The 24,474-nt window shown below is 63.3% G+C and carries 18 protein-coding genes; 15 read left to right on the plus strand and 3 right to left on the minus strand.

The features are described from left to right. Positions 1–4: 4 nt before the first annotated feature. Positions 5–1,129, minus strand: a complete 1,125-nt coding sequence (locus AMYHA_RS07890; RefSeq protein ID WP_034269524.1) for a thiamine pyrophosphate-dependent dehydrogenase E1 component subunit alpha — start codon at positions 1,127–1,129, stop codon at positions 5–7. A gap of 85 nt (positions 1,130–1,214) precedes the next feature. Here AMYHA_RS07890 and AMYHA_RS07895 point away from each other — a divergent pair, with 85 nt between their 5' ends. From AMYHA_RS07895 to pgi, 3 genes are all read left to right on the plus strand, one after another. Further along, positions 1,215–1,745 carry an Lrp/AsnC family transcriptional regulator gene (locus tag AMYHA_RS07895; RefSeq protein WP_330759497.1) on the plus strand — a complete coding sequence of 177 codons (531 nt, stop codon included), beginning with the start codon at positions 1,215–1,217 and terminating at the stop codon, positions 1,743–1,745. Positions 1,746–1,871: 126 nt separating this feature from the next. Continuing rightward, positions 1,872–2,579 carry an RNA polymerase sigma factor gene (locus AMYHA_RS07900; RefSeq protein WP_169732905.1) on the plus strand — a complete coding sequence of 236 codons (708 nt, stop codon included), beginning with the start codon at positions 1,872–1,874 and terminating at the stop codon, positions 2,577–2,579. A 160-nt stretch (positions 2,580–2,739) separates the two neighbouring features. After that, positions 2,740–4,362 (plus strand): glucose-6-phosphate isomerase, encoded by a 1,623-nt coding sequence (gene pgi, locus AMYHA_RS07905; protein WP_034269526.1) that lies wholly within the window; start codon positions 2,740–2,742, stop codon positions 4,360–4,362. Here pgi and AMYHA_RS07910 read toward each other — a convergent pair. Next, on the minus strand, positions 4,359–5,411 hold the full coding sequence (locus AMYHA_RS07910; RefSeq protein ID WP_034269527.1) for a Glu/Leu/Phe/Val dehydrogenase dimerization domain-containing protein: 1,053 nt from the start codon (positions 5,409–5,411) through the stop codon (positions 4,359–4,361). The genes pgi and AMYHA_RS07910 overlap by 4 nt on opposite strands. A gap of 375 nt (positions 5,412–5,786) precedes the next feature. Here AMYHA_RS07910 and AMYHA_RS07915 point away from each other — a divergent pair, with 375 nt between their 5' ends. The 11 genes from AMYHA_RS07915 to AMYHA_RS07965 all read left to right on the plus strand — a co-directional run bounded on the left by AMYHA_RS07915 (position 5,787) and on the right by AMYHA_RS07965 (position 19,918). Next, entirely contained in the window at positions 5,787–6,698 is a 912-nt protein-coding gene (locus AMYHA_RS07915; RefSeq protein WP_084036939.1) for an MlaE family ABC transporter permease, read from the plus strand. Positions 6,699–6,712: 14 nt separating this feature from the next. After that, positions 6,713–7,549 (plus strand): ABC transporter permease, encoded by an 837-nt coding sequence (locus AMYHA_RS07920; RefSeq protein WP_034269529.1) that lies wholly within the window; start codon positions 6,713–6,715, stop codon positions 7,547–7,549. Positions 7,550–7,662: 113 nt separating this feature from the next. After that, a complete protein-coding gene (locus AMYHA_RS07925; protein ID WP_051399657.1) occupies positions 7,663–8,469 on the plus strand; it encodes an ABC transporter ATP-binding protein in 807 nt (268 codons plus the stop codon). A 1-nt stretch (position 8,470) separates the two neighbouring features. Further along, entirely contained in the window at positions 8,471–9,703 is a 1,233-nt protein-coding gene (locus tag AMYHA_RS07930) for an MlaD family protein (protein WP_034269534.1), read from the plus strand. Further along, complete coding sequence (locus tag AMYHA_RS07935) at positions 9,700–11,079, plus strand: MlaD family protein (RefSeq protein WP_034269537.1); 1,380 nt, start codon at positions 9,700–9,702, stop codon at positions 11,077–11,079. The genes AMYHA_RS07930 and AMYHA_RS07935 overlap by 4 nt, the downstream gene beginning before the upstream one ends. A 4-nt stretch (positions 11,080–11,083) precedes the next feature. Beyond that, on the plus strand, positions 11,084–12,352 hold the full coding sequence (locus AMYHA_RS07940; protein ID WP_034269539.1) for an MlaD family protein: 1,269 nt from the start codon (positions 11,084–11,086) through the stop codon (positions 12,350–12,352). Next, on the plus strand, positions 12,349–13,764 hold the full coding sequence (locus tag AMYHA_RS07945) for an MlaD family protein (protein ID WP_051399659.1): 1,416 nt from the start codon (positions 12,349–12,351) through the stop codon (positions 13,762–13,764). The genes AMYHA_RS07940 and AMYHA_RS07945 overlap by 4 nt, the downstream gene beginning before the upstream one ends. Before the next feature lie 88 nt (positions 13,765–13,852). Then, the gene (locus tag AMYHA_RS07950) at positions 13,853–15,106 is read left to right on the plus strand and encodes an MlaD family protein (RefSeq protein ID WP_169732906.1); all 1,254 of its coding nucleotides are present in this window, start codon (positions 13,853–13,855) and stop codon (positions 15,104–15,106) included. A gap of 26 nt (positions 15,107–15,132) precedes the next feature. Beyond that, a complete protein-coding gene (locus tag AMYHA_RS07955) occupies positions 15,133–16,428 on the plus strand; it encodes an MlaD family protein (RefSeq protein ID WP_196776858.1) in 1,296 nt (431 codons plus the stop codon). Further along, on the plus strand, positions 16,425–18,809 hold the full coding sequence (locus AMYHA_RS07960; protein WP_051399661.1) for an RND transporter family protein: 2,385 nt from the start codon (positions 16,425–16,427) through the stop codon (positions 18,807–18,809). Before AMYHA_RS07955 ends, AMYHA_RS07960 begins: the two co-directional genes overlap by 4 nt. Before the next feature lie 140 nt (positions 18,810–18,949). After that, the gene (locus tag AMYHA_RS07965; RefSeq protein ID WP_231104925.1) at positions 18,950–19,918 is read left to right on the plus strand and encodes a peptidylprolyl isomerase; all 969 of its coding nucleotides are present in this window, start codon (positions 18,950–18,952) and stop codon (positions 19,916–19,918) included. A 4-nt stretch (positions 19,919–19,922) separates the two neighbouring features. Here AMYHA_RS07965 and AMYHA_RS07970 read toward each other — a convergent pair whose 3' ends face one another. Beyond that, on the minus strand, positions 19,923–22,145 hold the full coding sequence (locus tag AMYHA_RS07970; RefSeq protein ID WP_196776859.1) for an ATP-binding protein: 2,223 nt from the start codon (positions 22,143–22,145) through the stop codon (positions 19,923–19,925). Between the two features lie 739 nt (positions 22,146–22,884). Here AMYHA_RS07970 and AMYHA_RS07975 point away from each other — a divergent pair. After that, positions 22,885–24,447 (plus strand): PucR family transcriptional regulator, encoded by a 1,563-nt coding sequence (locus tag AMYHA_RS07975; protein ID WP_169732907.1) that lies wholly within the window; start codon positions 22,885–22,887, stop codon positions 24,445–24,447. The last annotated feature ends 27 nt before the right edge of the window (positions 24,448–24,474 follow it).

Below are 24,474 nucleotides of genomic sequence, written 5' to 3' on the forward strand. Positions count from 1 at the left end.
AACATCATTGTGAGGCTTCGCTCCGTTCCATCGACGCGACAAAGTCGTGGTGTTCGCGCATTTGGTGGCGCAGCTCAGCGGGCATGTCGGCGTAGGTGTGTTCGAACGGTAGCGTCGTGCCCGGTTCGGCGAGTGCCCTGCAGCCAGTCCTGAGCCGCTCGGCAAGGGCATCGCTCTGCTTATCGACGTCGGAGAAGAAATCCGGATCAGCGAGGCCTTCCGTGGACAAGAAGGTGTGCATCCGGGTGAGCGGATCCCGTCCCGTCCATTCCTCGGTCTCGGCCGCACTGCGGTACCGGCTCGCATCGTCGGCGGTGGTGTGCGCGTTGACCCGATAGGTAAGCGCCTCGATCAGCGTCGGGCCGCCGCCGGATCGTGCCCTCCGCAGCGCATCACGGGTCGCCGCCAGGCAGGCCAGCACGTCATTTCCGTCCACTCGAATACCGGGGAAGCCGAAGCCGGCTGCTCGGCGTGCGGCCGGGATCCTGCTCTGCGTGCTGTACGGGGCTGAGATGGCCCATTGGTTGTTTTGGCAGAAGAACACAACGGGCAGCTGCTGTGTAGCGGCCCAGATGAATGCCTCATTGGTTTCACCCTCGCTCAGGGCTCCGTCGCCGAGGAAAGCCAGGACTGCCGTGTCGCGGTCGGCGTCTCCGCTTCCCACCGCGTCGTCGCGAACCACGCCCATCGCGTAGCCGACCGCGTGCAGCGTCTGGGCGCCGATGACCAGCGTATACAGATTGAAGTTGCGGTCGTAGGGATCCCATCCGCCCAGGGTCGTGCCTCGGAACAGACCGAGCAGCGAGATGGGATCTACGCCGCGACAACATGCCACTCCGTGTTCGCGGTAGGTCGGGAACACCATGTCTTGGTCGAGGAGAGCGTGCGCCGCGCCAACCTGGGCAGCTTCTTGCCCGAGAAGCGACGGCCACAGTCCAAGCTCGCCCTGCCGTTGCAGTGCGATCGCTTCGCTGTCCAATCTGCGGGTGAGTACGAGATCGCGATAGAGCGCACGGACATCTACCGTGGTGAGGTCCAGCGAGAGCGTCCCGTCCAGCTCGGCGGTGCCATCTGGGGTCAGCAGCTGGTGCAGCGGCTCGTTCCCCTCGGTTGTCTGGACTTCTGCCATAGTGGCCTCCCGCGTCGGCTCGGAGTCGTTGGTATTCCACTTCTCGTTGAACCAGCCAGGCAAGGAGTCCGCAAGATACGCGCAGATGGCGCAAAATAGTGACCTTGATTGGCGCTCAGACAGGGACAAAATTGCGCGAGGTGCTAGTGTGTCCGTGATGGATACGGGTGTCATTGACGGGGTGGACCGCGCCATTCTGGACTTGCTGGTACAGGACGGGCGGCGCACGGTCACGGATATCGCTGAGCGAGTCAGTATGTCGGTGTCACCGGTAAAGCGCAGGATCGATCGGCTCGAGCGCCTCGGCGTCATTGTCGGCTACACGGCGATACTGGACCGCAGCAAGTTGGAGTCGGTGTTCGAAGCGTTCGTGGAGTTGCGCTTCTCCGGCGACACCGATGTCGGAACCATCACCATGGCGGCGAGCCGGGTGCCTGAGGTTCTTGAAGTGTTCACTGTGGCTGGTGACCCTGACGCGCTAGTGCGTCTGCATGCCACTGGGGTCGAGCATCTCCGTGAGATCATCAATGAGCTGCGTCGTAGTGGCCAGGTCATCGGTACGAAGACGCTGATGGTTCTCGGCACATGGCGGCGTGCCATGCACGCACAGGATTAGCGCGATGACTACCCGGTAGAACGTGCCTCCAGAGAAAGCCACGCCTCGCGGCATACCGAAAGATAGGTATACATACGGGTAGTTGCCCGGTCTCGCGTCGCGTCCTGGGTATGCATGCTTGACTTCATGGTTGACGGCGTTGTTCACCAGGCGTCCGCATTAGATCGGCAGGATGCCGCGGCGCTACGAGGGATCGAGGCCACCGAAGCGAGGCGGGCAGGCGGCGTCTGGAGCCAGCATAATCCGGCGCACAGACACGATCCGTATTGTTCAGCGCACGTTTGGGATCTCGTTGGTCACGCGCGTTCCGGCGACACCGGTGCGTTTGCTGTTCTGTACCAAACCCATGTGGAGCACATCTACCAATACGTCTTCGCCCGTACTCACAACCGAACGGTCGCCGATGACCTCACCAGCGAGACCTTCGTGCGTGCGCTGAGAGCGCTCGACTCGGTAACCTATCGCGGATCCACCTTCCGTGCGTGGCTCACGACGATCGCGCGGAACATCGTTCTCGACAACGTACGGTCTTCGAGGACCCGTCGCGAGGTCAAGCTCCCTGATGACGCTGAATTCTGCGCGGAGACACGCGATCCGGAGTTCGTCGTCTGTACTCGAGAGACGGAGCGCGAGGCCAGAAGGTGGATCGACCAGTTGACCGAGGACCAGCGGCAGTGCGTGCTGTTGCGATTCTTCGATGATCTGTCGGTCGCTGAGGTCGCGGCCCGGATGGGTCGGAGCAGAGCCTCGGTCAGGTCGCTGCAGGCGCGTGCCATCCGGAAGCTGGCGAGCATCATGACGCGGGACCCCGGTGGCGAGGCGCTGCTCGGATAGAGCGTCACCGTCGTTGCGGGCGCCCGGACCGCGAGGGTGTATTGACACAGCGCGCGCCGGTGTGCATGATTTCGGGCATACATCGCTTGTTTTCGTGCAGGTCGGTCAGCGTCGCCGCGATCCGGCGGGCGCGGGAGACCACATCGAGGGATTCAGTCGTATGAGCATCGCGAAGGCGCCGCTGTGGCGGAAGCTGCGGGAGCACAGGGAGTCACTGGAAACGACGCATCTGCGAGAACTGTTCAGTCACGACAAGCGGCGCGGTCCTGCCATGACCGTCGAACACGACGGTGTCGTCCTTGACTATGCGAAAAACCTGGTCACGGCCGAGACCATGGAGCTGTTGCTTGACCTTGCCGCGGACCGCGATCTCGCGACCGGGATTGATGCGATGTTCTCCGGTCACCCGATCAACACCACGGAGCACAGAGCCGTTCTGCACACCGCGCTGCGCGCGCCGCGGGACTGCTCGGTGCTGGTGGACGGCCATGATGTCGTGCCCGACGTGCACGACGTACTTGACCAGATGCGCGAGTTCGCGGACGGTGTCCGTTCGGGAACCTGGCGAGGCTTCACCGGCGAGCCGATCCGGACAGTGGTCAACATCGGCATCGGTGGCTCCGATCTCGGTCCGGCGATGGCCACTCACGCTCTGCGTGAGTACATGCCAGATGAGCTGGACATCAGGTTCGTATCGAACGTGGACGGCCATGACATCGAACGAGCGTTACGCGGCCTGGATCCGGCACGGACACTGTTCGTCGTCGCTTCGAAAACGTTCACCACGGTGGAGACCCTGACTAACGCACGCACCGCCCGGGCATGGTTGCTGGCAGCGCTCGGCGACTCCAGCGCGGTCGCACGACATTTTGTCGCTGTCTCGTCGAACACCGACGAGGTAGCCGCATTCGGCATCGATCCGGCAAACATGTTCGTGTTCTGGGATTGGGTGGGTGGCCGATACTCGCTGCCGTCGGCTATTGGGCTTTCGGTCATGATCGCGATTGGGCCCGAGCGGTTCCGTGAGTTGCTCGCTGGTGCACAATCGATGGACGAGCACTTTCGCCGTGCTCCTTTCGAGCGAAACCTGCCAGTCCTGCTCGGTATGCTCGGCGTGTGGTATCGGGGCTTCTGTGACACGCAGACCCACGCTGTGCTGCCTTATGACCAGCGACTGGCGAGATTGCCCGCGTATCTCCAGCAACTGGACATGGAAAGCAACGGCAAGTCCGTGACCCGCGACGGCACCCCTATCGATATCGCCACCGCGCCGATCGTATGGGGCGAACCGGGAACCAACGGTCAGCACGCATTCTTTCAGCTGTTGCACCAGGGAACGGAAATCGTGCCATGCGATTTTATCGGGGTGCTCGAGCCGACGCATGGCATGGTGGAACACCACGACCTGTTGATGGCGAACCTGTTCGCACAGGCAGAAGCTCTCGCTTTCGGTAGAACGCCGGCCGAGGTCGTTGCCGCCGGGGTGCCGGAATCGCAGGTGCCGCATCGCACCTTCGCGGGAAACCAGCCGAGTACCACGATCCTGCTACCCAGACTGACGCCATACACACTCGGACAACTGATCGCGTTGTACGAGCACAAGGTATTCACCCAGGGATGGATCTGGGGAGTCAACTCGTTCGATCAGTGGGGAGTGGAGCTGGGCAAAGCGCTTGCCACCCGGATCTACGGCGAGTTCGACATGGAGCGCGTGAATGACGACGGCCATGACAGCTCGACGCACGCACTGATTCAGCGCTACCGGCGGGTGCGGAAGAACTAGTCCGCCCCCGCGGCGATCCGCCGGACGGCGAGACGATCGGCGGCCTCGGCAGGACTCACTCCTTCACGGTCCGCGATCGCATAGACCTCGCCGAGCGTGCCCGATATCGACGTGATCGAGTCCCACGCGCGCTCGGCATCGAACCCACGGAATTCGGCAGCGACGTGGATAAGTCCGCCCGCATTGACCAGGTAGTCCGGGGCGTACAAAATGCCGCGCCGGTGCAGCGACATCGCTACAGTGGGATCGGTCAGCTGATTGTTGGCGGCGCCGCATACGATACGTGCTGGGATTATCGTAGCCCTCTCCTCAGTGAGAGAACCCCCGAGCGCACACGGGGCGTAGACATCGAGTGGCAAGCTCAGCAGCTCGTTGATGCTGGGCACGGTCCGCACGTCACCAAGGGAGCGAACCCTAGCGAGTGCGGCATCATTGACATCCGTGACCGCGACCCGCGCACCTTCTTCTAGGAGATATCTGACCAGGTGGTAGCCCACCTTACCTGCGCCTTCGACGCCAACCAGCCGACCACGCAATGACGCCGTCCCGCGCAAGTACACCTCGCTGGCGAGCATGCCACGGAAGACTCCGAGTGCGGTGTGTGGTGATGGGTCGCCGAAGCCGCCGCATGCGGCGGACAGGCCCACAACATACTTGCAGTGCTGGGAGATGACGTCCATGTCCCGTACGGAGGTTCCGGCATCGGGAGCGGTAATGTATGTGCCTCCCAACGAATCGACCCGTCTGCCGAAGCTGTGGAGCAGCTCGTCGGTTTTGTCGCTCGCCGGGTCGCCGACGATCACTGCCTTTCCTCCGCCCAGGCCGACGCCTGCCAGCGCACTCTTGTAGGACATTCCTCGTGACAGGGAGAGAACGTCGTTCAACGCATCGGACTCAGTGCGGTAAGGATGCATACGCACGCCACCCAGCGCTGGGCCGAGAGCGGTGGAGTGAATCGCGACGATCGCGCGCAGGCCACTCCGCTCGTCGTGGCAGAAGATGACCTGCTCGTGCCCCGAAGCGTGGGAGAAAACCGCATTGGATGTCACGCCAACGTACCCTTCTTGAGCATACTTGCCCCGGTGTATACCAGATCCGCAATGGCAAAAACGCGGATTGCACCGCGGTACCGTCCGATCACCGGCATAACCTGACCGTATATAAGTCGGCACGCGATTGATACCGCAGGGCTTACAAACTGTCGCCGAGCGTCGTTGTTGCTGAAACCAAAGCGGCCCAGCGCTGCCTTCAGTCAAGCGTCCGGTGCCGGTGGAGTGGCTTGGCGAAGTGCACTGGCCGTCCGGACAGCATTCTCTGAATTGGGCAGTGACTCGGATCACGACCAATTCTAGTCTTGACCCCACAACTGGTGGCGAGTCTCCAGTTTCGTCATATGCCGGCTGGAATGAGTGGAGCGCGCGAACATGACCGATGAAGGAGCAGGTCATTCGGTTCCGGGGCGCCAGCGTGACGTCCCGGAACCACGTAGCAACGGCACGGATCGTCAGGCCACAACGGCTCGGCATGTCCTGAAACCGAGCTTTGGCGCGAGCGCGCCAAGGCCGATTCGCCGCGTGATTACCGAGGTGGGTCAGCCGGGCATGCTGGCCATTCAGACATGTCAAACGTTGGTTCGTAAACGCCGTGGACTGCTGGCGGACGTTCGCGACGACATGTTCGATCAGTTCAAAAAGGTCGCGGTACCCGGATTTTTCGCCATGTTCGGCTATGGGATGCTGCTCGTCACCTTCTCGGTGTCTATTCTGCTCATCCTGGGTGCCGCGAACCGCCTCGGCACGATCTACCTCGCGATCGTGATCCGGGAGATCACACCCTTTATCGCCGGTACCGTGGTAGCCGGCGTCATCGGCACCGCGACGACGACCGAGATCGGTGCTCGAAAGATTCGGGAAGAGATCGACGCGTTGCGCGTTCTCGGGCAGGATCCGATCCGCATACTTGTGCTTCCCCGAGTGATTGGTCTGGCGATCGTGTCGTGGGTAGTAAATACCCTCGGAATCATCGTCATCGTCATTCAAGGATATGTGATTGTCACCATCCTCGGTGGCACATCGCGCGCCGCTTATCTCACCAACTTCATGCAAAATCTTACAGTTCCAGAGCTTGTTGGAAACTTTGTCAAGATGATACTCATCGGCCTGCTCATCGGATTTATATGCGCTAGCAAGGGCATGCATACCGAATCCGGCTCCGAGGGACTGGGTCGAGCGGTCAATCAGGCTGTGGTGATATCGGTACTTGCCGTCTTCATCCTCAGTGTGCTCTTCAACATGGTGCTGCTGGGCACCGTTCCAGACATCACGGTCTCGCGGTGAGAAGGGGAACGGACATGACCATCGCAACGCACGAAGCCCCGGGCACCAAGGAACACAAGCCGGAATCGGCTGCTGGGACGACCTATCTCGAGGAAGTCGTCTTGCTCTGCCGCTGGACGGTGAGCACGATCGCGGAGCTTCCTCGCGCGCTGCGATTCCCCAGTGAGATCATCCGGCAGTGTGCGATCATGATCCGTTCGAGTTCGATCGTGATCTGGCTTTTGCTGCTGACTGGTGGCGTCATGGTAGCCGAAGTGAGCCATTACCTGCTCACGCAGATCGGCGCCCAGGCGTACATTGGTTTCGTTACCGCTGCCGCGACACTCAAAGGAACATCGTGCGTCTTCCTGGGTTTCATTGTCGCCGCGAAGATAGGCTGCGGGATCGTCGCCGAACTGGGTGCGATGCGCATCAACGACGAGATCGACGCGATGGAGGTCATGGGAGTTCCGTCGCGCGCCTACTTGGTTGGCACTCGCGTGTGGGCGTCTATTATAGCGATGCCGTTTCTGTTCATCACCGGGTTTTCCTGGGCGGCGGCCGGGAGCTATGTAACCAATGTCGTTGTCCTCGGGACGGTGTCGGCTGGCGGCTATAACGCGGTATTTTGGTCCTTCATCACTCCAGGCGATATTTTGTTTCGTTCGATGACTTGGGCTATGGTCACCGCTCTGCTCGCCATCATCATTTCCTGTTATTACGGATATACCGCTCGGGGAGGGCCCGTCGGTGTCGGCGAGAATACCGCGAGATCCATGGCGTTCAACGTGGTAATGGTCAATTTGCTCGGCGCTGGCTGCATGTTCCAGCTCTTCTACGGTACGAATGTCGTTCTCCCTATTGGAAACTAGCTGGACGCATGCGCTGGCTAGATCACGGTTACTGAACCACAATCACGGAATTTGAACGAGGAGGTTCCATGTTGCGGCCTAGTCTCTTTCGCGGGCAGCGGGATCCGGGATCGATGGACCAGGGTGCGTACGCGGCTTCCTCGGTCGACAGCTATCGGGACGGTGTGGCGTACAGCGTCGAAGTTCGCGACGTTCACAAGTCTTTTGGTAGTTCGGCTGTGCTACGCGGGTTGAACATCAACTTCGCGGAGAACGCTGTCACGACCATACTTGGCCCGTCCGGTACCGGTAAGAGCGTGCTGCTGAAACACGTCGTTGGCCTGCTCGAACCTGATCGCGGCGAGATCAGTATATTTGGTCAAGACATCTGGTCGATGAGCGAAGAGGAACGTTCCGAGCTACGGAAGCGCTTCGGTGTGCTCTTTCAGGACGGTGCGCTGTTCGGGTCGATGAACATCTTCGACAATGTCGCGTTTCCGCTTCGCAAGAACACTGATCTCGCCGAATCGGAAATCACGGATATTGTGTTGAAGGGTCTCGCTGAAGTGGGTCTGAGCGAGTCCCTCAAGAAGTATCCGAACGAAATTTCGGGCGGCATGAAGAAGCGTGCCGGATTTGCTAGAGCGCTTGTCATGAAACCGGATATCGTGCTGTTCGACGAGCCGGACTCGGGACTCGATCCGGTCAGAACGAGCCTACTGTGTGACCTGATCGTAGAAATGCACAGGGAACACAAGGGAACCTATGTTGTCGTCACGCACGATATCAACACCACGCGTCGTGTCAGTGATTATGTTGGCGTTCTGTGGCGCGGCGAACTTGTATATTACGGCTCTGTCGAAGAGGCATTCGCCGCCGATGATCCGTTCGTCCAGCAGTTTCTCTCCGGAGACTCGGCAGGCCCGCTAGGAATGGAATGATATGGCAGCGCGAGTGTGGCTAGTGATCGGTGTGATGCTGGGTGTAGCCGGACTTGGTGGCCTGTACACGCTTGCGTCCGACGATGATTACCGGGTGCAGTTCGTGGTTCCGTCGGCAGCGCAGCTCGTAGAAGGGTCGTTTGTCTGGATCGACGGGCAGGAAGCAGGCTCGGTCAGTCGTCTCGAGGCAAGGGATGGCAAGGCGATCGTGACGGCCACGATCGATGAGGCATACGCGCCGATTCGTGAAGGTGCGGTGACCAGGGTCGAATGGCAATCTGTGCTTGGCGAGCGAATCCTGAGTATCGAGCCAGGTCCGGCGGAGGCTAAGCCCATTCCCAGCGGTGCGATGTACACCGCGAAGTCGAGCCAGATCGAGGTTGACCAGGTGCTGGCTACATTGGACGACAAGACCAGGAACAGGCTGAACTCCTTGATAAGGCGCTTCGCGAAGACGGTGGACGGCAAGGAGAAGGACCTGCGGAAGACGTTGGCGAGTGCTGGGCCTGCCGTGAGAGCCATGGGGTCGGTGTTGGAAGCCGTTGGCCGGGACGGCCCCGCGATTCGGGAACTGGTGACCGAACTGGAGCAGTTGACGTCGGCGGTCGCGGAACGGCAGACGGACCTGTCCAATGTGGTTCAGGATTTCAACAAGGTAGCCGGCACGATGGCCGAGAAACAGCAGCAGCTGAAGGAAGGCCTCGCGGAGCTCCCGGCAACATTGAAGGAAGCGAAGGGCACCCTCGATGAGGTTCCGGAGACGGTAGATGAGGCCAGCCCCTTGCTGGACGACATGGATCCGGCGACACGGCGGCTGGCATCGACGTCGCGCATGCTGCGACCGGTACTCGCGAGACTCCGGCCAACTGTGGCGCAGTTGCGGCCCACGCTGGAATCGGCAGCTGGCTTGCTTGGCAAAACGCCCGCGTTGCTTGACCGAACGCACGACGTGGTGCCGCAGGTGACGAGGATCATGGAGAAGGTGCATCCTGCGGTGTCGTACCTGCGGCCATACACACCGGAAGCGGTCGGTTGGGTGAACAACTGGGGCCGGGATTACGCGCACTACGACGCGGAAGGACATGTGTGGCTCGGTGGGCTGGCGCAGGTTGGCCCGGCTGCGTTCAACGCTCAACCGTCCGGCGGTCTGCCACCACTATCGACGCATCAGCCGAAGCCAGGTGAGGTCGTAGACCAACCGTGGACCGACGCGCACGGGAGCGGAATGCGATGAAGCTGACTCAGTCCTACCGCGGACGCCTCGCGGTGATCGTGGCCGTGGTCGTCGTCGCGGTAGCCGCGATAGCGATGGCTCCTGGCCGGGACGGTGAAGAGGTGACGGTCGTGGCGATGTTCGAGGACGCCAGTCCCATCGTCGCGGGCAACGAGGTCAAGGCATCCGGCGTCACGGTCGGCGGCGTTGAGTCGGTCACGTTGCAAGGCGGCCTCGCCAGGGTCGAGATGGTGGTCGAACGGTCCGTACTGCCGCTGTATAAGGACGCGAGTGCCGAGATCACGTTGAAGGATCTGCTTGGCGAGCGCTTCATCAAGCTATCTCGGGGGTCCGAAGGCAGCGGGATGCCTGATGACGCGTTGTGGATCCCGGTGGAGCGAACTCGGAGCGGAGTCGATCTGCAGGACATCCTCAACGATGTGGACAACCCGACTGGTGCGGCGCTCGCCGCTCTCGTCACGACGCTCGGCGAAGCGGCCAACGGCCGGGGTGAGAAGATCGCCGAGGGCATCGAAGCGCTGGCTCCAGCCATGCGGCAGACGGACCGTCTCGGTGAGATGCTCAGTGAGCACAACGAGTTGCTGGCTCAGCTGGTCGATAACGTCGAACCGGTGGTGCGCGCGCTGGCCGACGGTCGCGGTGACAAGCTCGACGGCCTTGTCGACTCGACGGCTAGGACGCTGTCGGCGGTGGCGGCCGAGCGAGAGTCGGTCGCGGCGACGTTGCGACGACTGCCTGGCACGTTGAGTAAAGCGCAGCGGACCCTCGCGAAGGTCGCCGACGTATCCGCTGATGCCGCGCCAACCCTCGCCGCGCTCCGTCCCGTCACGGGTGATCTTCGCCAGGTCGGGACTGAGCTGCACACGTTCGCTGATGCCGTTGACCCAGCTCTGGCGAGTCTGTCGCCGGTGCTTGAGCGAGCGGACGAGCTCCTCGACCAGGCTGGTCCGCTCGTCAAGACGCTGCGGCCCGCCGGTCCTGATCTGCGTGGCGTGGCTCAGCACGGTCGGACGTTGATGGAGCAGGCGCTGAGTAAGCGACTCGACAACTTGATGGAGTTCATCAAGGGCTGGGCGCTGAGCACGTCCGGCTACGACGGGCTCAGCCACTACTTCCGCGCCTCGATCGTCACGACGCCGAAGGCGCTGGGCACGATCGCGGATGGTGCGGGGCCTGGCGGTACGGACGTATCAGAGCTCGCGGAAGGGCTGCCGGAGCTGCCGCTGGATGGCTCACCGTCGCTACCGCAAATACCCGGCGGTGCTGGCGGAGACGGAGCGAAGAAGGACGGTGGCGGCGCCACTGACGGGAGTGCGACTGGTTTGACGGAGACGCAAGAACAGTCCCTGCTCGGACAGCTACTCGGAGGGCGGTGACGACGTGGGGCCTCGCGAATCGCGCAGGAACCGGGTCACGATCCTGGCCGGAATCGCCGGACTGACCGGAATGGCGCTGATCCTCTACCTCGCTGTCTCGGCACATACCGGCTTGCCATGGCAAGAGACGACGACCGTCCGGGCGGCGTTCACTAGTACGGACAGCCTCATGGAGGGAAACGAGGTTCGGCAGAACAGCGTCCGGGTCGGCAGCGTAGCCGATATCGAGTACCGCGACGGCCGTGCGCTCGTCACTATGCAGCTGGACGGGGAACACGACGTCTATGCCGACGCTAGGGCGGAAATCTGGGACTTCTCCGCGCTGGGTGTCAAGTTCATCGAGCTTTACCCCGGCAGCGCAACGGCTGGGGAGCTGCCTGGCCGCACTATTCCGGTTGCCAAGACGAAGAGTTCGGCGGATATACACGAACTGTTCGACGTGCTCGACGAGCGCAGCAGGGCCGCGGCGACCAGTGCGATCCGCGAACTCGGCGGCGGTGCGGCGGGCCGGAGCCGCGACGTACGAGACTTCGTGCGGTCAATGCCGGATTTGGCGGATGATCTCGGGTCAGTGTCGATGACGCTGTCCTCGGACCAGACGAATCTCATCGGCATGCTACGCAGCGGAAATCAGCTCGCATCCCGGTTCGCCGGGCGCAGCGAACAGATCAGTCGGCTGATTGAACAGGCTGACTCGACGTTACGAGCGTTGACAGTTGATGACGCCGATCCGTTGATGGCGTCGCTGCGTCAGCTGCCACCGGCACTGGACAGTCTGGACGGTGCTTTCGACGCGCTCGACCGACCGCTGTCCGACACGCGGTCAGCGGTCGCGCGGTTGCGTCCGGGCGCAAGGGCCTTGGCGCAGGCCGAGGACGACCTGCGCGGAGTGCTGCGGGAGTCCGTTGGCCCATTCGGGAAGGTGCCCGCGGTCGCCGAGCGAGCGACACCCGCTGTGGAGGACCTGACCGGTACCTTTGCCGACGCGCGACCGCTTGCCCACCAGGTCACACGAGCCTTCGACGATCTGGCCGCACCACTGTCAGCGCTAGCGCCCTATGCGCCGGAGATGGGCCAGTTCTTCGTCAGGGGACACAGCTGGACCTCCCAGAGCATCGACGGCGTCAATTACGCCCGCCTTGGTATCGCGTCGCCGATGTTGCGGACGGCTGGCGGGCTGCTTGGGCCGTCAGCAGTCCCGCAGAACGTGTACCCGGAGCCAGGTGAGGCCGACCATGACCGCGCCACCGGATTGCTGGGAGGCCCACGGTGAAGATTGCCAGCAGCATGACGAAAGCGGTGAACAGCACGACAGCGAGCATCGCTTCCCGTACCGGGATGTCCCAGCGGGCGATCGGCGGACTCCTGATCCTGGTGGCGTTCTTCGGGTTCATGTTCGCTCTCTACAACAAGGAGCGGATCGGCAACGTCGCGTCGCGCGTGTTCACTGACACGACGACGATCGAGGCGGAGTTCCCGCGTGCGTACAAGCTTCGTGACCACAAGAGCGATGTGAAGTTGGGTGGAGTCATCGTCGGGTCCACAACGGACGGTCGACCTTCTGGTGACGGCACGCTGATTGTCACGATGCAGGTGGACGGTGACGTCCGTGACAAGCTCGGTTCCGCGCCGTCAGCGAGCATCAGGCCGACCCTGCTGCTTGGTGGCAACTACTATGTTGACCTTCAACCGGGCGGGCGTGGCGAGTATGACGGCAGCCGGATTCCGGTGGAGCGTACGTCGCTGCCGGTCGAACTTGATCGTGTACTGGACGCTGTGGGCGGTAAGGAAGCCAAAACGGGCATCCGAGCGTCGATCCGGCAGTTCGACCGCGTACTCGAGCAAGGCGGTACCGAGGCGATCCGGGATGTGTTGCGGAACGCGCCGGCCACATTGGACCCAGCCACCAAGGTCCTGCGCGGTGCTCTTGGCACGAGGCCGAATCGGGATCTGTCCGAACTGGTCACCGGTATGCATGCGACGGGGAAAGTTCTGACCGCGCGGTCCGGGCAGCTGCAGGAGATCATCACGTCGCTCCGGGCGAGTACCGCCTCGCTGGCAGCGGGGAGTGAACCGCTCGCCGCATCGGTCGGAACCCTGCCGGAGACACTTCGGGTGACGCGCGCGGGGTTGGCCGACCTCAGGCCCACTCTGCGAAAGCTGTCCAGCACGGCAGACGAGTTCCGGCCAGCGGTCAACGAGCTCGATGGGATGCTGGCGAAGCTCAACCCGGTGCTGAAGCCAACCCTCGGGCTGCTCAACGATCTGAAACCCACGCTTGATGAGGCGCGGCCTCTTGTTCGGCGGCTGGTTCCGGCTACTAGCAAGGCGACCGGCGTGCTCTCCGACGTGACAGGTCCTGTGCTCAACCGCGTAGAAGGGCCGATCTCGGACACGGTGCTCTCGCCGTGGAGCGGCAAGGGACGCTACGCAGGCGGCGGTGCCAGCGGGAACCGGCTCTACGTCGAGCTCGGCTACCTGTTCAGCCGGGGAGCGGATGCGCTCAGCTGGAATGACGGGTCGGGTGGTCACTCAAGGCTTGCCGCTGGCATCGCGCCGAACTCGGTTAGTGGAATCGGGCAGCCTCTCGACATGCGGCAATATCTCGAGATGGTCGGGGCGCTCCCGCCAGGTTCGGTGAGCCAGAACGATCAGCGGGGAGCGGACGATGATTCGGGTAACTAGAGACACAAAGGTGAGCAAGCGATTGTCCGTACGGCGGACCTGGGATCGGATCAGGACGGTTCCAGGGTTGGGACGCAACCTGACGCTCGTGATCGCGTTTCTCGCACTCGGTATGACGGCGTTGGGGGTGAATTTGGTGAACGCGCACTTCACGCCGCCCTGGTCGGACCGGTACGTCTTTGTCGCCGAGTTCGAGGACGCCGCTGGCAACAATGCTGAGGCCAAACATCTCGTCACCATCGCCGGTGTCGAGGTAGGGCAGATCGTCGATTGGGCGGTGAGCGACAGCGGGACGGCGCGCTTGACACTGAGCATTGAGCCGGGACATCAGATCTACGACAACGCGCGCGCCGTGATGCGTACGGTCAATCCGCTGAACCAGATGTATGTCGAGATCGAACCCGGTGGACCACCTGGTACGCCGTTGCCGGCTGGCGATACGTTGCCTGCCAGCCGGACCGAACGGGCGATCCAGCCCGATGAGGTGCTGAAGCATCTCGACGAGCGGTCACGGCGTGCACTGAGCGCCCTGCTTCGCGAGTCCGATGTGGCGCTGGCAAGGGCACCGGAACAGCTTCCCGATGGATTGCGCGCCACTGACGCGACAGTGCGTCATCTGAAGCCGGCATTAACCGCCTTGCAATCCCGCAGGGACAAGCTCAGCGAACTCACCAGTGGCCTGTCACGAATCGCGCAGGCAGTCGGTGGAAATCAGGATCGTCTTACCAAGCTCGCCGATTCGGCGCAGCAAGCTTTGCGTGCGGTGCGACGCAACGACGACGAGCTGCGAGCCACCCTCGGTGAGCTGCCGGGGTTGAGCGACCAGCTGCGGCGGGCATTGGCCGGCACCCAACAGCTCACGGACGAACTCGATCCCGTGCTGACCGACCTCGATGCCGCCAGCGACACGCTACCGTCGGCGCTGCACAGAACCGGTGAGCTCGCCGAGGAGCTGGGTCAGACGGTTGATAAGGCCACGCCCGTTGTGGCGAAGGCAAGGCCGTTGGCAGCCGACCTCCGGCCGTTGGTAGCCGACACCGACATGGCGTTGTCCGATGTACGGCCGGTAAGCAAGGGACTCCCACATGACACCGCGGTGCTCGAGTCGTACCTGACCGACCTTCAGGCGTTCGTGTACAACACCTCGTCGGTGTTCAGCCCGCGAGACGCACAGGGAACGATCATCCGCGGCCATGCTGTCGCGCCGGTGCCGGACGGGGGCGCTATCCCCGGCGTGCGAGGAGGCTACGCACCCACTCCTGAGGAAAGTGGAGTCGGTCGTTCGGGTCAGTCATCCGGCGGTGGCACGAGCAGCGCCGGAGCTAACGGACATGGCGGGTGATGAGGATGTCTACCAGTACTTCTCCTATGTTGCGCACGGCTGTGGTACTCGCGTTCCTCGCCGCCACGGTCGGGGTCATCCTCTACCTGCTGTCCGGGACGGCGCTGCGAGTGCCGCTGCTGGACGAACCGCGTGGGTACGAGGTTGTCGTTACCCTCGATGATGCCGACAACCTGGCGACTGGCAGCCAGATCCGGACCGCGGGCGTCCAGATCGGTGATGTGCAGTCAATCGAGCAAAGCGGCGATCACGTCCGGGTCGTCCTCTCCGTCTATTCCGATCACGCGCCGTGGCACGAGGGAGTGTCAGTCCGGGTCGGTGCGCGGTCACTGGTGGAGGAGACCTACCTGGACGTGCGGGACGGTACCGGTGAGCAGCTCTCGTCCGGGACCGTGTTGCCCGCGAGCGCGATCGAACACAGCACCCAGCTGCGTGACGTACTCGCGAGCATGGACGGCAAGACCCGGAACCAATTGAGCGGACTGCTTCGATCCCTTGGTGCGGGCACCAAGGGCACCAGTGACCAGGTGGCGAATGTCCTCGCGGGGCTTGGTGACCTTGGCAGGGAGGGGCACACCGCGCTCGACGCGATCGAAGCACAGAGCGCCGACTTGCGGAAACTGGTTGGTCATACGCGGACCCTGCTCGACGCGCTGGACACCGGCGACGGGCAGTTGGCGACCATGGTCGACAACGCGCAGCGGCTGACGTCGGCCACCTCTGGTCAGCATCAGGCGCTGGCTGAGTCGATGCGACTGCTTCCCGATGTTGTAGACAGTTCTGGCGCGGCCGCGAATGCGCTCACCGAGCTGTCCGATTCGCTGGCTCCAGTCGCGCGAAATCTGGACAAGGCCGCTCCGCACCTCACCGCCGCGCTCCGCGAGCTCCCCGCCACCAGCGCTGACGTGCGAGGCATGCTGCCCGCCCTGTCCGGGGTGCTCGATCGGGCACCAGCGACTCTGGACCGCACGCCTCGGCTGTCGGAAGACGTGGGGGAGTTGACGCCCACGGCGATCACCATGTTGCGCGATGTGAACCCGATGCTGGCCTACCTCAAACCCTATGGGCCAGAAATCGCGGCCTGGTTCGCCAACTTCAACGCGATCTCCCGGTATACCTCCGAGTCTGGCGTGCACTACTTCCGCCTGATGCCATACCTGACCGATATGTCGGTCGTCTCGCCACTGGACACGCCGGGTGTGCTGTCGTACAAGAACCCGATGCCCAATCCGGGTGCTGGCGCTAACCCCGGCCCGTACGACCAGGAATACCCCAGGGTCGAGCGTGCCCCGGACCCACGTGGGAAGAACGAGCCTGAATGAGCGCGCGACCGAGTCGGCTCCGGTTTCGCGTCCGGATCAGCCGGTCCGGGCTCGTGAGGGTGCGGGCTCGGCTGCGGCGATTGCGGCTTCCGTCGAAGCGGCGGATCGCGGTTGGCCTTCTTGTGGTGGGGATCGCGTTCGGCGTAGCAGGCGGACTGCTCCAGGTGCGTACCGACACCGGCGTCGAGTCGTTCTTGCCCGCTGGCGACCCCGCCGTCCGGGCGCTGGAGGAAGCCGCTCGCTCATTTGGTGGCGATCCGATCGTGGTGATCGCCGAGTCGACAAGGAAGGATCTCCCGGAACAGGGCCTGCTGGCTCCCGCTCAGCTGCCCCAGTTGCTCCGCCTTGAGGGGGAGCTTTCCCAGCTCCCGGATGTGGCCGCGGTATACGGTCCGGCGACAGTTCTCAATCAGATCGCGGCCTCCGCGCAGAACATGCTGGCCACACTGTCCGGTAAGCGAGACGCCGCCAAGGAACGCGCTGAGCGGAGGGCAAAAGAACGGGGCGCATCGAAGGATGAGGTCGCCGCGGCGGGTGCCGTCGCGATGGAGCGGTTCGACAGCAGGTACGGCCGACTGCTGGTCACAGGGTTACCCGCTGGGTTGCCTACCCTGCGCAATCCGGCCTTCGTCGACCAGGTCATATTCGCTGACAACGGTGAACCGAAGGCGCGGTGGGACTTCGTCATCCCGCGTAGGGACACGGTGAGTATCCTGGTGCGCCCGAGGGCGGGCCTGGATCAGGCCGGTACCGAGCGTCTCGTCGCCGACGTCCGTGCCACACTCGCGGACGCGTCGCTCGCGACGCGACGGGCCACGGTCACCGGCGTCCCCGTGGTTACCGCCGCGCTCGGGACCCAGGTGCGGCAGGAGATCCTGCTCGTCGGCGGGGCGGCGCTGGCCGCGGTGGCCGCCAGCTATCTGTTGGTTCCGTGGCTGCGGAAGCGGTGGCGTCGGTTGCTGCCACTCATGGCGACACTTACCGCGACCGCACTCGTGTTGTCGGGGTTCGGTTGGTTGGGCTGGCCGCTGTCGCTCGGGGTGATCGCGTTTCTGCCGATCCTGCTCGGCATCGCCAGCGATTTCCCCGCCTACCTCCTGAACGCCGTGAGCATCAGAAGAGTCGTCGCGGTGGCCGTGGCCAGTGCGGCGGCATTCGCATCGCTCGCGTTCTCGCCGATGCCCTTTGTCGGTGATCTCGGCCTGGCGTTGGCGGTCGGGCAATTGCTCGCGCTGGGCGTGGCGCTGTGGTACTTACGGTGCCGGCGACATGACAGCGCCGACGCCGAGGAAGAACGACCGTCCGGGCACACCGCAGGGCCAATGCCGGAGCGGGGCCGGAGCTCGGGGAGTCTGAATGTGTTCGCGCGCGGTGGCGCGCTGGTCTTGCTCGGTGCGGTGGCGATCTTCGGCTGGGTCTCGTTTGATCGGATGACCATCGAAGCGAATCCGATCCGGCTCGCCGACGGTATGTCAGAAGTCGCCGATATCCGGCACGCCGAGCGAGTCTTGGGAGCATCCGGCGAGCTGCAGTTGCTTGTCAGCGGTGACGTGGCAACTCCAGAAGCGTTGAACTGGATGAAGAAGGCAGAACAGAAGCTTGTCGTCGAGCACGGTGGCGACCTTCAGCCAATTCTGACCCCGCCAGGACTGCTGGATTTCCTTGGCTCGACACCGAGCCAGTCGCAGATCCATGCGGGGCTGAGCTTGCTACCCGAGTACCTCACCCATGCGGTGATCCGCAGCGACGGGCGGCAGGCCGCGATGAGCTTTCGGCTCGGTGTGCAGGACCTGGCTGATCAGAAGCGGCTCATCGAGCAGGTACGCGCCGGGCTTCCTCGTGCCCCGAAAGCGCTCGACGTCGAGGTCGTCGGCTTGTCTGCGGCGGCGTCTAGGGCATACGAGCTGATGTCAGCTGACCGGTACCTCACCAGCGGACTCGGCCTTGCTGGCGCGGGATTGGTGCTCCTGTTAGGGCTGGCCCGGCGCACGGACGCGTTGCGCGCGGTACTCGCCGCGGTGCTGGCCGTCGGGTGGGGGCTGGCGTGCGCTTGGGCGCTTGATATCACCCTCACCCCGTTGACCATCGTGCTCGGGTCCTTGACGACCGCGATCGCCTGCGAGTATTCGGCGTTACTCGGCGCGGTGAACGTTCCGTCGGCGATGCGGTTGCGCCGGACCGTCGGTGTTGCCGCCCTGTCCGCCGCGCTGGGCTATCTCGCGCTGCTTCTCTCCGGCCTAGCGGTGCTCCGTGAATTCGGGGCGATGCTCGCCGGTGCCGTTGCCTTGTCCTACCTCGCCGCGATCGTGCTCGACCGGCTCCTGCCAGCGCGATCCAGCGTGCCGACCAGAGTGGAATCCGTGGCGAAGACGAGTGTCTAAGAGCGAACGACGGTGACATGGAGCTGAGAATGCCGAAACCACCAGTATCGAAATGGGTCAACCATGTCGCGGGGTGGAGCCGTCGCGCGGCCGCCGGAGGTTCCGCGCTGCTCTTTGGCGGGCGACGACGCGTCGTGACGATGGTCGTGGCCGCCACGATGCTGATGGGCGCCGCGAGCGCGATCGCGTACGACCGCATGACCGGATTACCAGACGATGCGGCGCTACGCGTTGGCGAGCAGGTCGTCACCGAGGCAGAGCTCGAGGAACGGATTGATGCGCTGCGCGCGCTGTACGGAATACAACGGCCGTCCGAGGACAGCGAGAAAGCGGACGAGTTCCTACGCGACGCGGCCAAGGCTGTCGCGGTCGGCATCGTGCTGGACGACGTGGCCCGAGAGAAGGGGATCGATATCTCGGACAAGGCTGCCAGGGACCGCCTCGCCGAGGTGATCGAGTCCACTTTCGGCGCAGCGGGACGTGACAAGTTCGTCGAGCTGCTCGGGCAGGTCGGCACGTCAGAGAAGGAGGTGCTTGCTGAGATCAAGCGGCAGCAGATCAGCAGTCGCCTACTCCGTGACGTGACATCGGACGTTGCGAACGTGACGAAAGAGGAGGTCCGTGCGGCGTTCACGCAGCGCGAGGACAAGCTGGTCACTCCGGAGCGGCGGCGACTGCGCAACATCGTGGTGAGCACCAAGGCGAAGGCGAAGAGGCTTCTCGGTAGGGCCGATGCTGGTGCCCGCTTTCCCGCGTTGGCGCGGAAGCATTCCCTCGATGGGAGGACCAGGGATGATGGTGGCGACCTCGGTTTCGTGAGCCGTGAACAGCTCGATAGCTCGTACGCCAAGGTCGCGTTCAACACCGCGAAGCAGGACTACTTCGGACCGGTACGCACCGAGCACGGGTGGAATGTGGGCAAGGTGGTCGCGGTTCGTGCCGAGCGAAAGCTGTCCTTTTCGGAGATTGAGAGCAACCTGCGGGAGCAGTTGCGCTCCGAACGGGAGCTGGATGCCTGGCACACCTGGTTGACCACGAAGCTTCGGGAGGCCGATGTGGAGTATGCTGACAGGTTTCGGCCACCCGAACCGGAGGCACCACCGGAGTAGTGGGTCACGAGGGTGCTGAGCTTGTTGGCGACTCGCTGTACCGTTCAGCGACCCATCTGGCGATTTGGGCACGCGATGTGAAACCGAGCTTCGCGAGCACATGCTCTACATGCCCCTCCGCGGTTCTGCGTGAGATGACGAGTTGATTCGCGATCTCCCGATTGCTGAGCCCATCCGCGATAAGCCGCGCGACCTCCTTCTCCCTTCGGGTCAGGTTGGTGGCGTCAGTGGTGCCGTGTGATCCGTCGGATTCTTGCTTGGTGCGCTCACCCAGCGCGAAATCGACGGCCTCAGTGAGCGTCATTTGTGTGCCTCTGCGGAACGCCGCCTGGTACGGCCTGCCACCGAGCTGGCTGGCGGTGCGCCTGCACTTCTGGTGAAACCGGTCCAGCCCGGGAATGGCTCTGAGCGACATACCGATCCGCTGCCAGATTGTGCTTGCCGCTCCCAGCAGAACCGCTGCCGTCTCACGCTGGTGCATGCTCGCGTTGATCCACGCGATGGCCTCGAGACACTCGGCGATACCGAGCTGGTCATCAAGTGTGCGCTTGTGCCGCAAGCAATCGGTTGCCACGGTGAGGGCCTGGTCATTGTCGCCACGAAGCCACGCGTTGAGACCCGCGACCCACAGCGAGTACGACCACACCCAGGACTCGCCCCGCCGTTCGGTGAGTTCACGGCAGCGCGAATGGCTGGCTTCGACCTTGTCCAGCTCGCCGGCGAGTAGTGCGGCCAGACCATGTAAGAACAGGGTGAAGGTTTCGCCGTCGACGTCGCCGACGGCGACGAAACCATCCAATGCCTCCTCCAGCCGCCGCATCGCCTCTGGGAGATCGTCGGCGAACATCGCGACTAAACCACGCCCTTGCGCGATGTGCGCTGAGTCTCTAGGGGCCGCCCGCTCGTCGATGATGGCGGCGGCCTGGTCGAGCAGCGTCGTCGCGACGGCCGGATCGTCCTGCAGAGTGGCCAGGCACGCGGCGACGTACAGTGCGTGAGGACGCGGCTGGCTCTCCGTGGGAGAATGCTTCAGCGCGAGGTCAAGCCAGTGCCTTCCCTCGCTGAGGAAGCCGGTCGAGAGCCAATAAAAATACAGGGTGCTCGCCATCCGCAGCCCCGCAGCGGCTTCCTCGGGCACGGTGACACTGTAGTCGAGCGCGGAACGCAGATTGGCATGATCACGCCGGACGCGTTCGATCCGTTCTGGCTGGTTGGTTCCTACCCAGCCGGAGAAGACGCTCGTGACGAGCTGGAGGTACCAATCACGATGGAATCGTCGCCAGGTAGCGAATTCCCCGGACTCCCGCAATTGTTCCTCGCCGTACTGCCGGATCGTCTCGAGTAGCCGGTAACGTGCACGACCGTCCACGTCATCTCGCACCAGAATTGATTTGTCGACAAGCGATGCGAGCAGTTCGAGGATGTCGGATCGAGGCAGCAGATCATCGGAGCAGACTCCCTCTGCCGCGTCGAGCTCGATTCCGCCCGAGAATACTGAGAGCCGGGCCCACAGGAGTTGTTCGTTCGGTGAGCACAGCTCGTAGCTCCATGCGATCAGTGCCCGCAGGGTCTGCTGGCGCGTAGGCGCGTTACGCCTACCTCGGCTGAGCAGCGCGAACCGATCAGCGAGCCGGTCGAGTACCTGATCGAGAGACAGTGCGCGCAGGCGGACAGCGGCCAGTTCCAAAGCGAGTGGCAGGCCGTCCAGCGAGTGGCAGAGCGCGGCGACCGTGTGGCTGTTCTCCTCGGTCAACTCGAATCCGGGCATCGCGGACGCGGCGCGATCGAGGAACAATCTGACCGAGTCGTAGTGTGCCAGCGCCGACGTCGAGGGCCACTCCGGCTCCGGCACCTGCAGGGGAGCGACGATGAGTGTGCTCTCGCCCGCGATGCCGAGTGGTTCTCGGCTGGTGGCCAGTATCCGCAGATCCGCGCAGCTCTTGAGTAGTTCGTCCACGAGCTCGGCGCAGGCAGTGAGCAGGTGCTCACAGTTGTCCAGCACTAGCAAGAGTTGCTTCGACCGCAGGTAGTCCGTGAGCGTTTCCGTGCGCCAGTTGCGGGACAGCTCGCGTAACCCGAGTGCCTCGGCGACGGTATGTCCGAGCAGCGTTGGGTCTTGAAGGTCGGAGAGCTGTACGAAGTACACGCCATCAGGAAAGGCACGCTGTGACTCGCTGGCCAGCCGCTGCGCGAGCCGCGTCTTACCGACGCCGCCAACTCCGGTCAAGGTGACCAGGTGTGTAAGCGAGAAAAGTCTCTTAGCCTCGCGAACTTCTCGCCGCCGACCGACGAAACTCGTACCCTCCACGGGTAGCGTTCCTAGGCGTGACCGCGGTGCTCGTGGCGTCATTCGCCGGATTCTAGTGGACTTGTGACAATATGGTGCTTCGCGCGAGCCCGCTGAGTTGGCTGCGGGCCAGCTCGATCGCCCCTTGTGGATGGGTGGCAAGGTTCGCGGCGTTGCGTTTGTGCTGGTAATCGGGTTGTCAGGATATGCATGACTGGTTGCGCGACCGGTCGTATCACGTCTGGATGTGTCCGGCACCGCCCGGTCTAGGCCGCTAGAGCACGCACGCGACACACGTCACTCCACTCGGTAGTCACGTCCTCGCGCCATCACTGAGCGCTCCCACCGTGATCGGCGGTCGGCGCCCGACGACGAGCCGACGGCCTCGGTACGCACCCATGCTCACATGCGTTGTGCCAGGTCAGCGTCCTGTTCCGCGCTCAACGTCCCCGGCCTGCTGAACCAGGTACGGGCACGTGGACACGTGAGAAATACGTAGTTCATTGCGGACTTCCGGGTGTTGCTGTCAGCGCGGTCGCGGTCAGCCTGGTGGCGATTGCGCAAGACGACGAAGGGACCTGCCGTGACCGCTATTCACAGCGTTAGTCGCGAAGCCATCCCGATTCGATCTCAGGTCGAGCTCGAGCCGTTGATGTGGGAAAATGATCGCGCTGGGTGGATGTTGCGAGACTTGCTAGGCGGAGTGCTCGGTGAGTACCTCGACACCATCTGGATCTCGGGTGGCCTCGATGTCGTGGTACATGGTGTGAAGCTCTGGGATACGACTGGAGCGACCGACGTTTCATCTGGTGATCTCCTGTTAACTGTCGGTATGCATGTCGGCGACTTGTCTGGTGTGTTGGATGCCGCCGCTCGTGCCGGAGCTGCCGCCGTTGTCATCAAGCGACCGAGCAATCCCGCCTGGGTACGCTCAGAGGCGCAACGTGTGGGCGTAACCGTGCTCGCCGCACCGCCTGAGCTGCCCTGGGACGATGTGCAGCGGACGATCATGACGGTGATTCCCACTGCGCCAACCGCATGGAACCCGCTTGGCGGTATGCCGATCAGCGATCTGTTCTCCCTGGCGGATGCAGCGGTCGCTGCCCTGGGTGGTCCGGTGGAGATCGATGACGCCGACATGTGCGTGCTGGCGTACTCACATCACGATCACGAGATCGACGAGCTGCGTCGATCGTCTGTCCTTTCGCGGCAGCCACCAGCAGCGTTCATGGACTGGTTCCGGCAGAGTGGTCTGCTGCGCAGAGTGCGTGCCGCGGAGCGACCAGTGCGGGTGGAGCCTGCCGGACACCACCCCCGGTTGGTCGCGCCGATCCGCGCGGGGCGCGAGTTTCTCGGGTTCGTGTGGGTCGCTGAGGCTGAACACGAGCTCGGGCCGACACAGGAGATCGTGCTCGCCGAGATCGCGAGGATCGCGTCCGGGCGTATCGTCAGTCTCCGCACCGCGGGTGACTCCGACCATCGGTTGCGCGCTCACCTGCTACGGAGCGTGCTTGACGGTACCGGTTCGCCTACCGCACTGTCCGACCTGCTCAGTCCAGATGACGATGCGTCGTTCCGGCTGGTCGGCTTCGGTGCGCGTGACGGCGCGCTCGACGCACCCATCAGGCACATGCTCGTGCGAGACATCATCGCTGTGAGGGGGGAGACACCCCGCGAGTCGGGATGCGTGGTGGCCGTGTCCGGCCAGGTATACGTGCTGTGCCGTGACTCGGGACGCACGTTGGAGGATGCTCGTGCCTTCGCCCGCGACATAGCTGACCAGGCGGCTGCCCAGCTGCGGGTCGATGTGATCGCTGCCGTCGGCCAGCCACTCTCCGACCTCGCTGAGCTACCGAAGGCGCGCGGGGATGTCGAGCGGCTACTGACGATGACCTTCACCGACGAGAATAACCGCGTTCGCGCCGCCGAGGACGCTTGGTCAAAGACATTACTGGCGGAGCTGCGCGAGCTGATCGCTAGGCAATACCCGCACCTGCTGCGCGGCCCGATCGAATGGCTCAATGAGCATGATCACGAACGCGGTACCGAATATCTGGATAGCTTGCGCTGCTATTTCAACGCGCAATGCGACCTGACTGAAGCAGCCAGGAACCTGTGTGTCCATCGCAATACTTTGCGTTACCGAATTGGGCGGATCCGCGAATTGTGCGGGCTGAATGTGTACGACCCGGCTGAGCGGCTCGTAGCGGAACTGCAGTTGCGGTTGATTAAGAATTACTGAGCTTCCCGTGCGTAGGAGGGTTCTGTG

Source organism: Haloechinothrix halophila YIM 93223, assembly GCF_000504245.1.
Lineage (GTDB): Bacteria > Actinomycetota > Actinomycetes > Mycobacteriales > Pseudonocardiaceae > Haloechinothrix_A > Haloechinothrix_A halophila.

Bases quoted from the DNA above. Each gene is read 5' to 3' on its own strand.
- AMYHA_RS07930 (WP_034269534.1), top strand. From the start codon at position 8,471: ATGGCAGCGCGAGTGTGGCTAGTGATCGGTGTGATGCTGGGTGTAGCC.
- AMYHA_RS07975 (WP_169732907.1), top strand. From the start codon at position 22,885: ATGTTGCGAGACTTGCTAGGCGGAGTGCTCGGTGAGTACCTCGACACC.
- AMYHA_RS07915 (WP_084036939.1), top strand. From the start codon at position 5,787: ATGACCGATGAAGGAGCAGGTCATTCGGTTCCGGGGCGCCAGCGTGAC.
- AMYHA_RS07900 (WP_169732905.1), top strand. From the start codon at position 1,872: ATGGTTGACGGCGTTGTTCACCAGGCGTCCGCATTAGATCGGCAGGAT.
- AMYHA_RS07920 (WP_034269529.1), top strand. From the start codon at position 6,713: ATGACCATCGCAACGCACGAAGCCCCGGGCACCAAGGAACACAAGCCG.
- AMYHA_RS07960 (WP_051399661.1), top strand. From the start codon at position 16,425: ATGAGCGCGCGACCGAGTCGGCTCCGGTTTCGCGTCCGGATCAGCCGG.
- AMYHA_RS07935 (WP_034269537.1), top strand. From the start codon at position 9,700: ATGAAGCTGACTCAGTCCTACCGCGGACGCCTCGCGGTGATCGTGGCC.
- AMYHA_RS07890 (WP_034269524.1), bottom strand. From the start codon at position 1,129: ATGGCAGAAGTCCAGACAACCGAGGGGAACGAGCCGCTGCACCAGCTG.
- AMYHA_RS07925 (WP_051399657.1), top strand. From the start codon at position 7,663: ATGGACCAGGGTGCGTACGCGGCTTCCTCGGTCGACAGCTATCGGGAC.
- AMYHA_RS07965 (WP_231104925.1), top strand. From the start codon at position 18,950: ATGGTCGTGGCCGCCACGATGCTGATGGGCGCCGCGAGCGCGATCGCG.
- AMYHA_RS07895 (WP_330759497.1), top strand. From the start codon at position 1,215: ATGGCGCAAAATAGTGACCTTGATTGGCGCTCAGACAGGGACAAAATT.
- AMYHA_RS07955 (WP_196776858.1), top strand. From the start codon at position 15,133: ATGTTGCGCACGGCTGTGGTACTCGCGTTCCTCGCCGCCACGGTCGGG.
- pgi (WP_034269526.1), top strand. From the start codon at position 2,740: ATGAGCATCGCGAAGGCGCCGCTGTGGCGGAAGCTGCGGGAGCACAGG.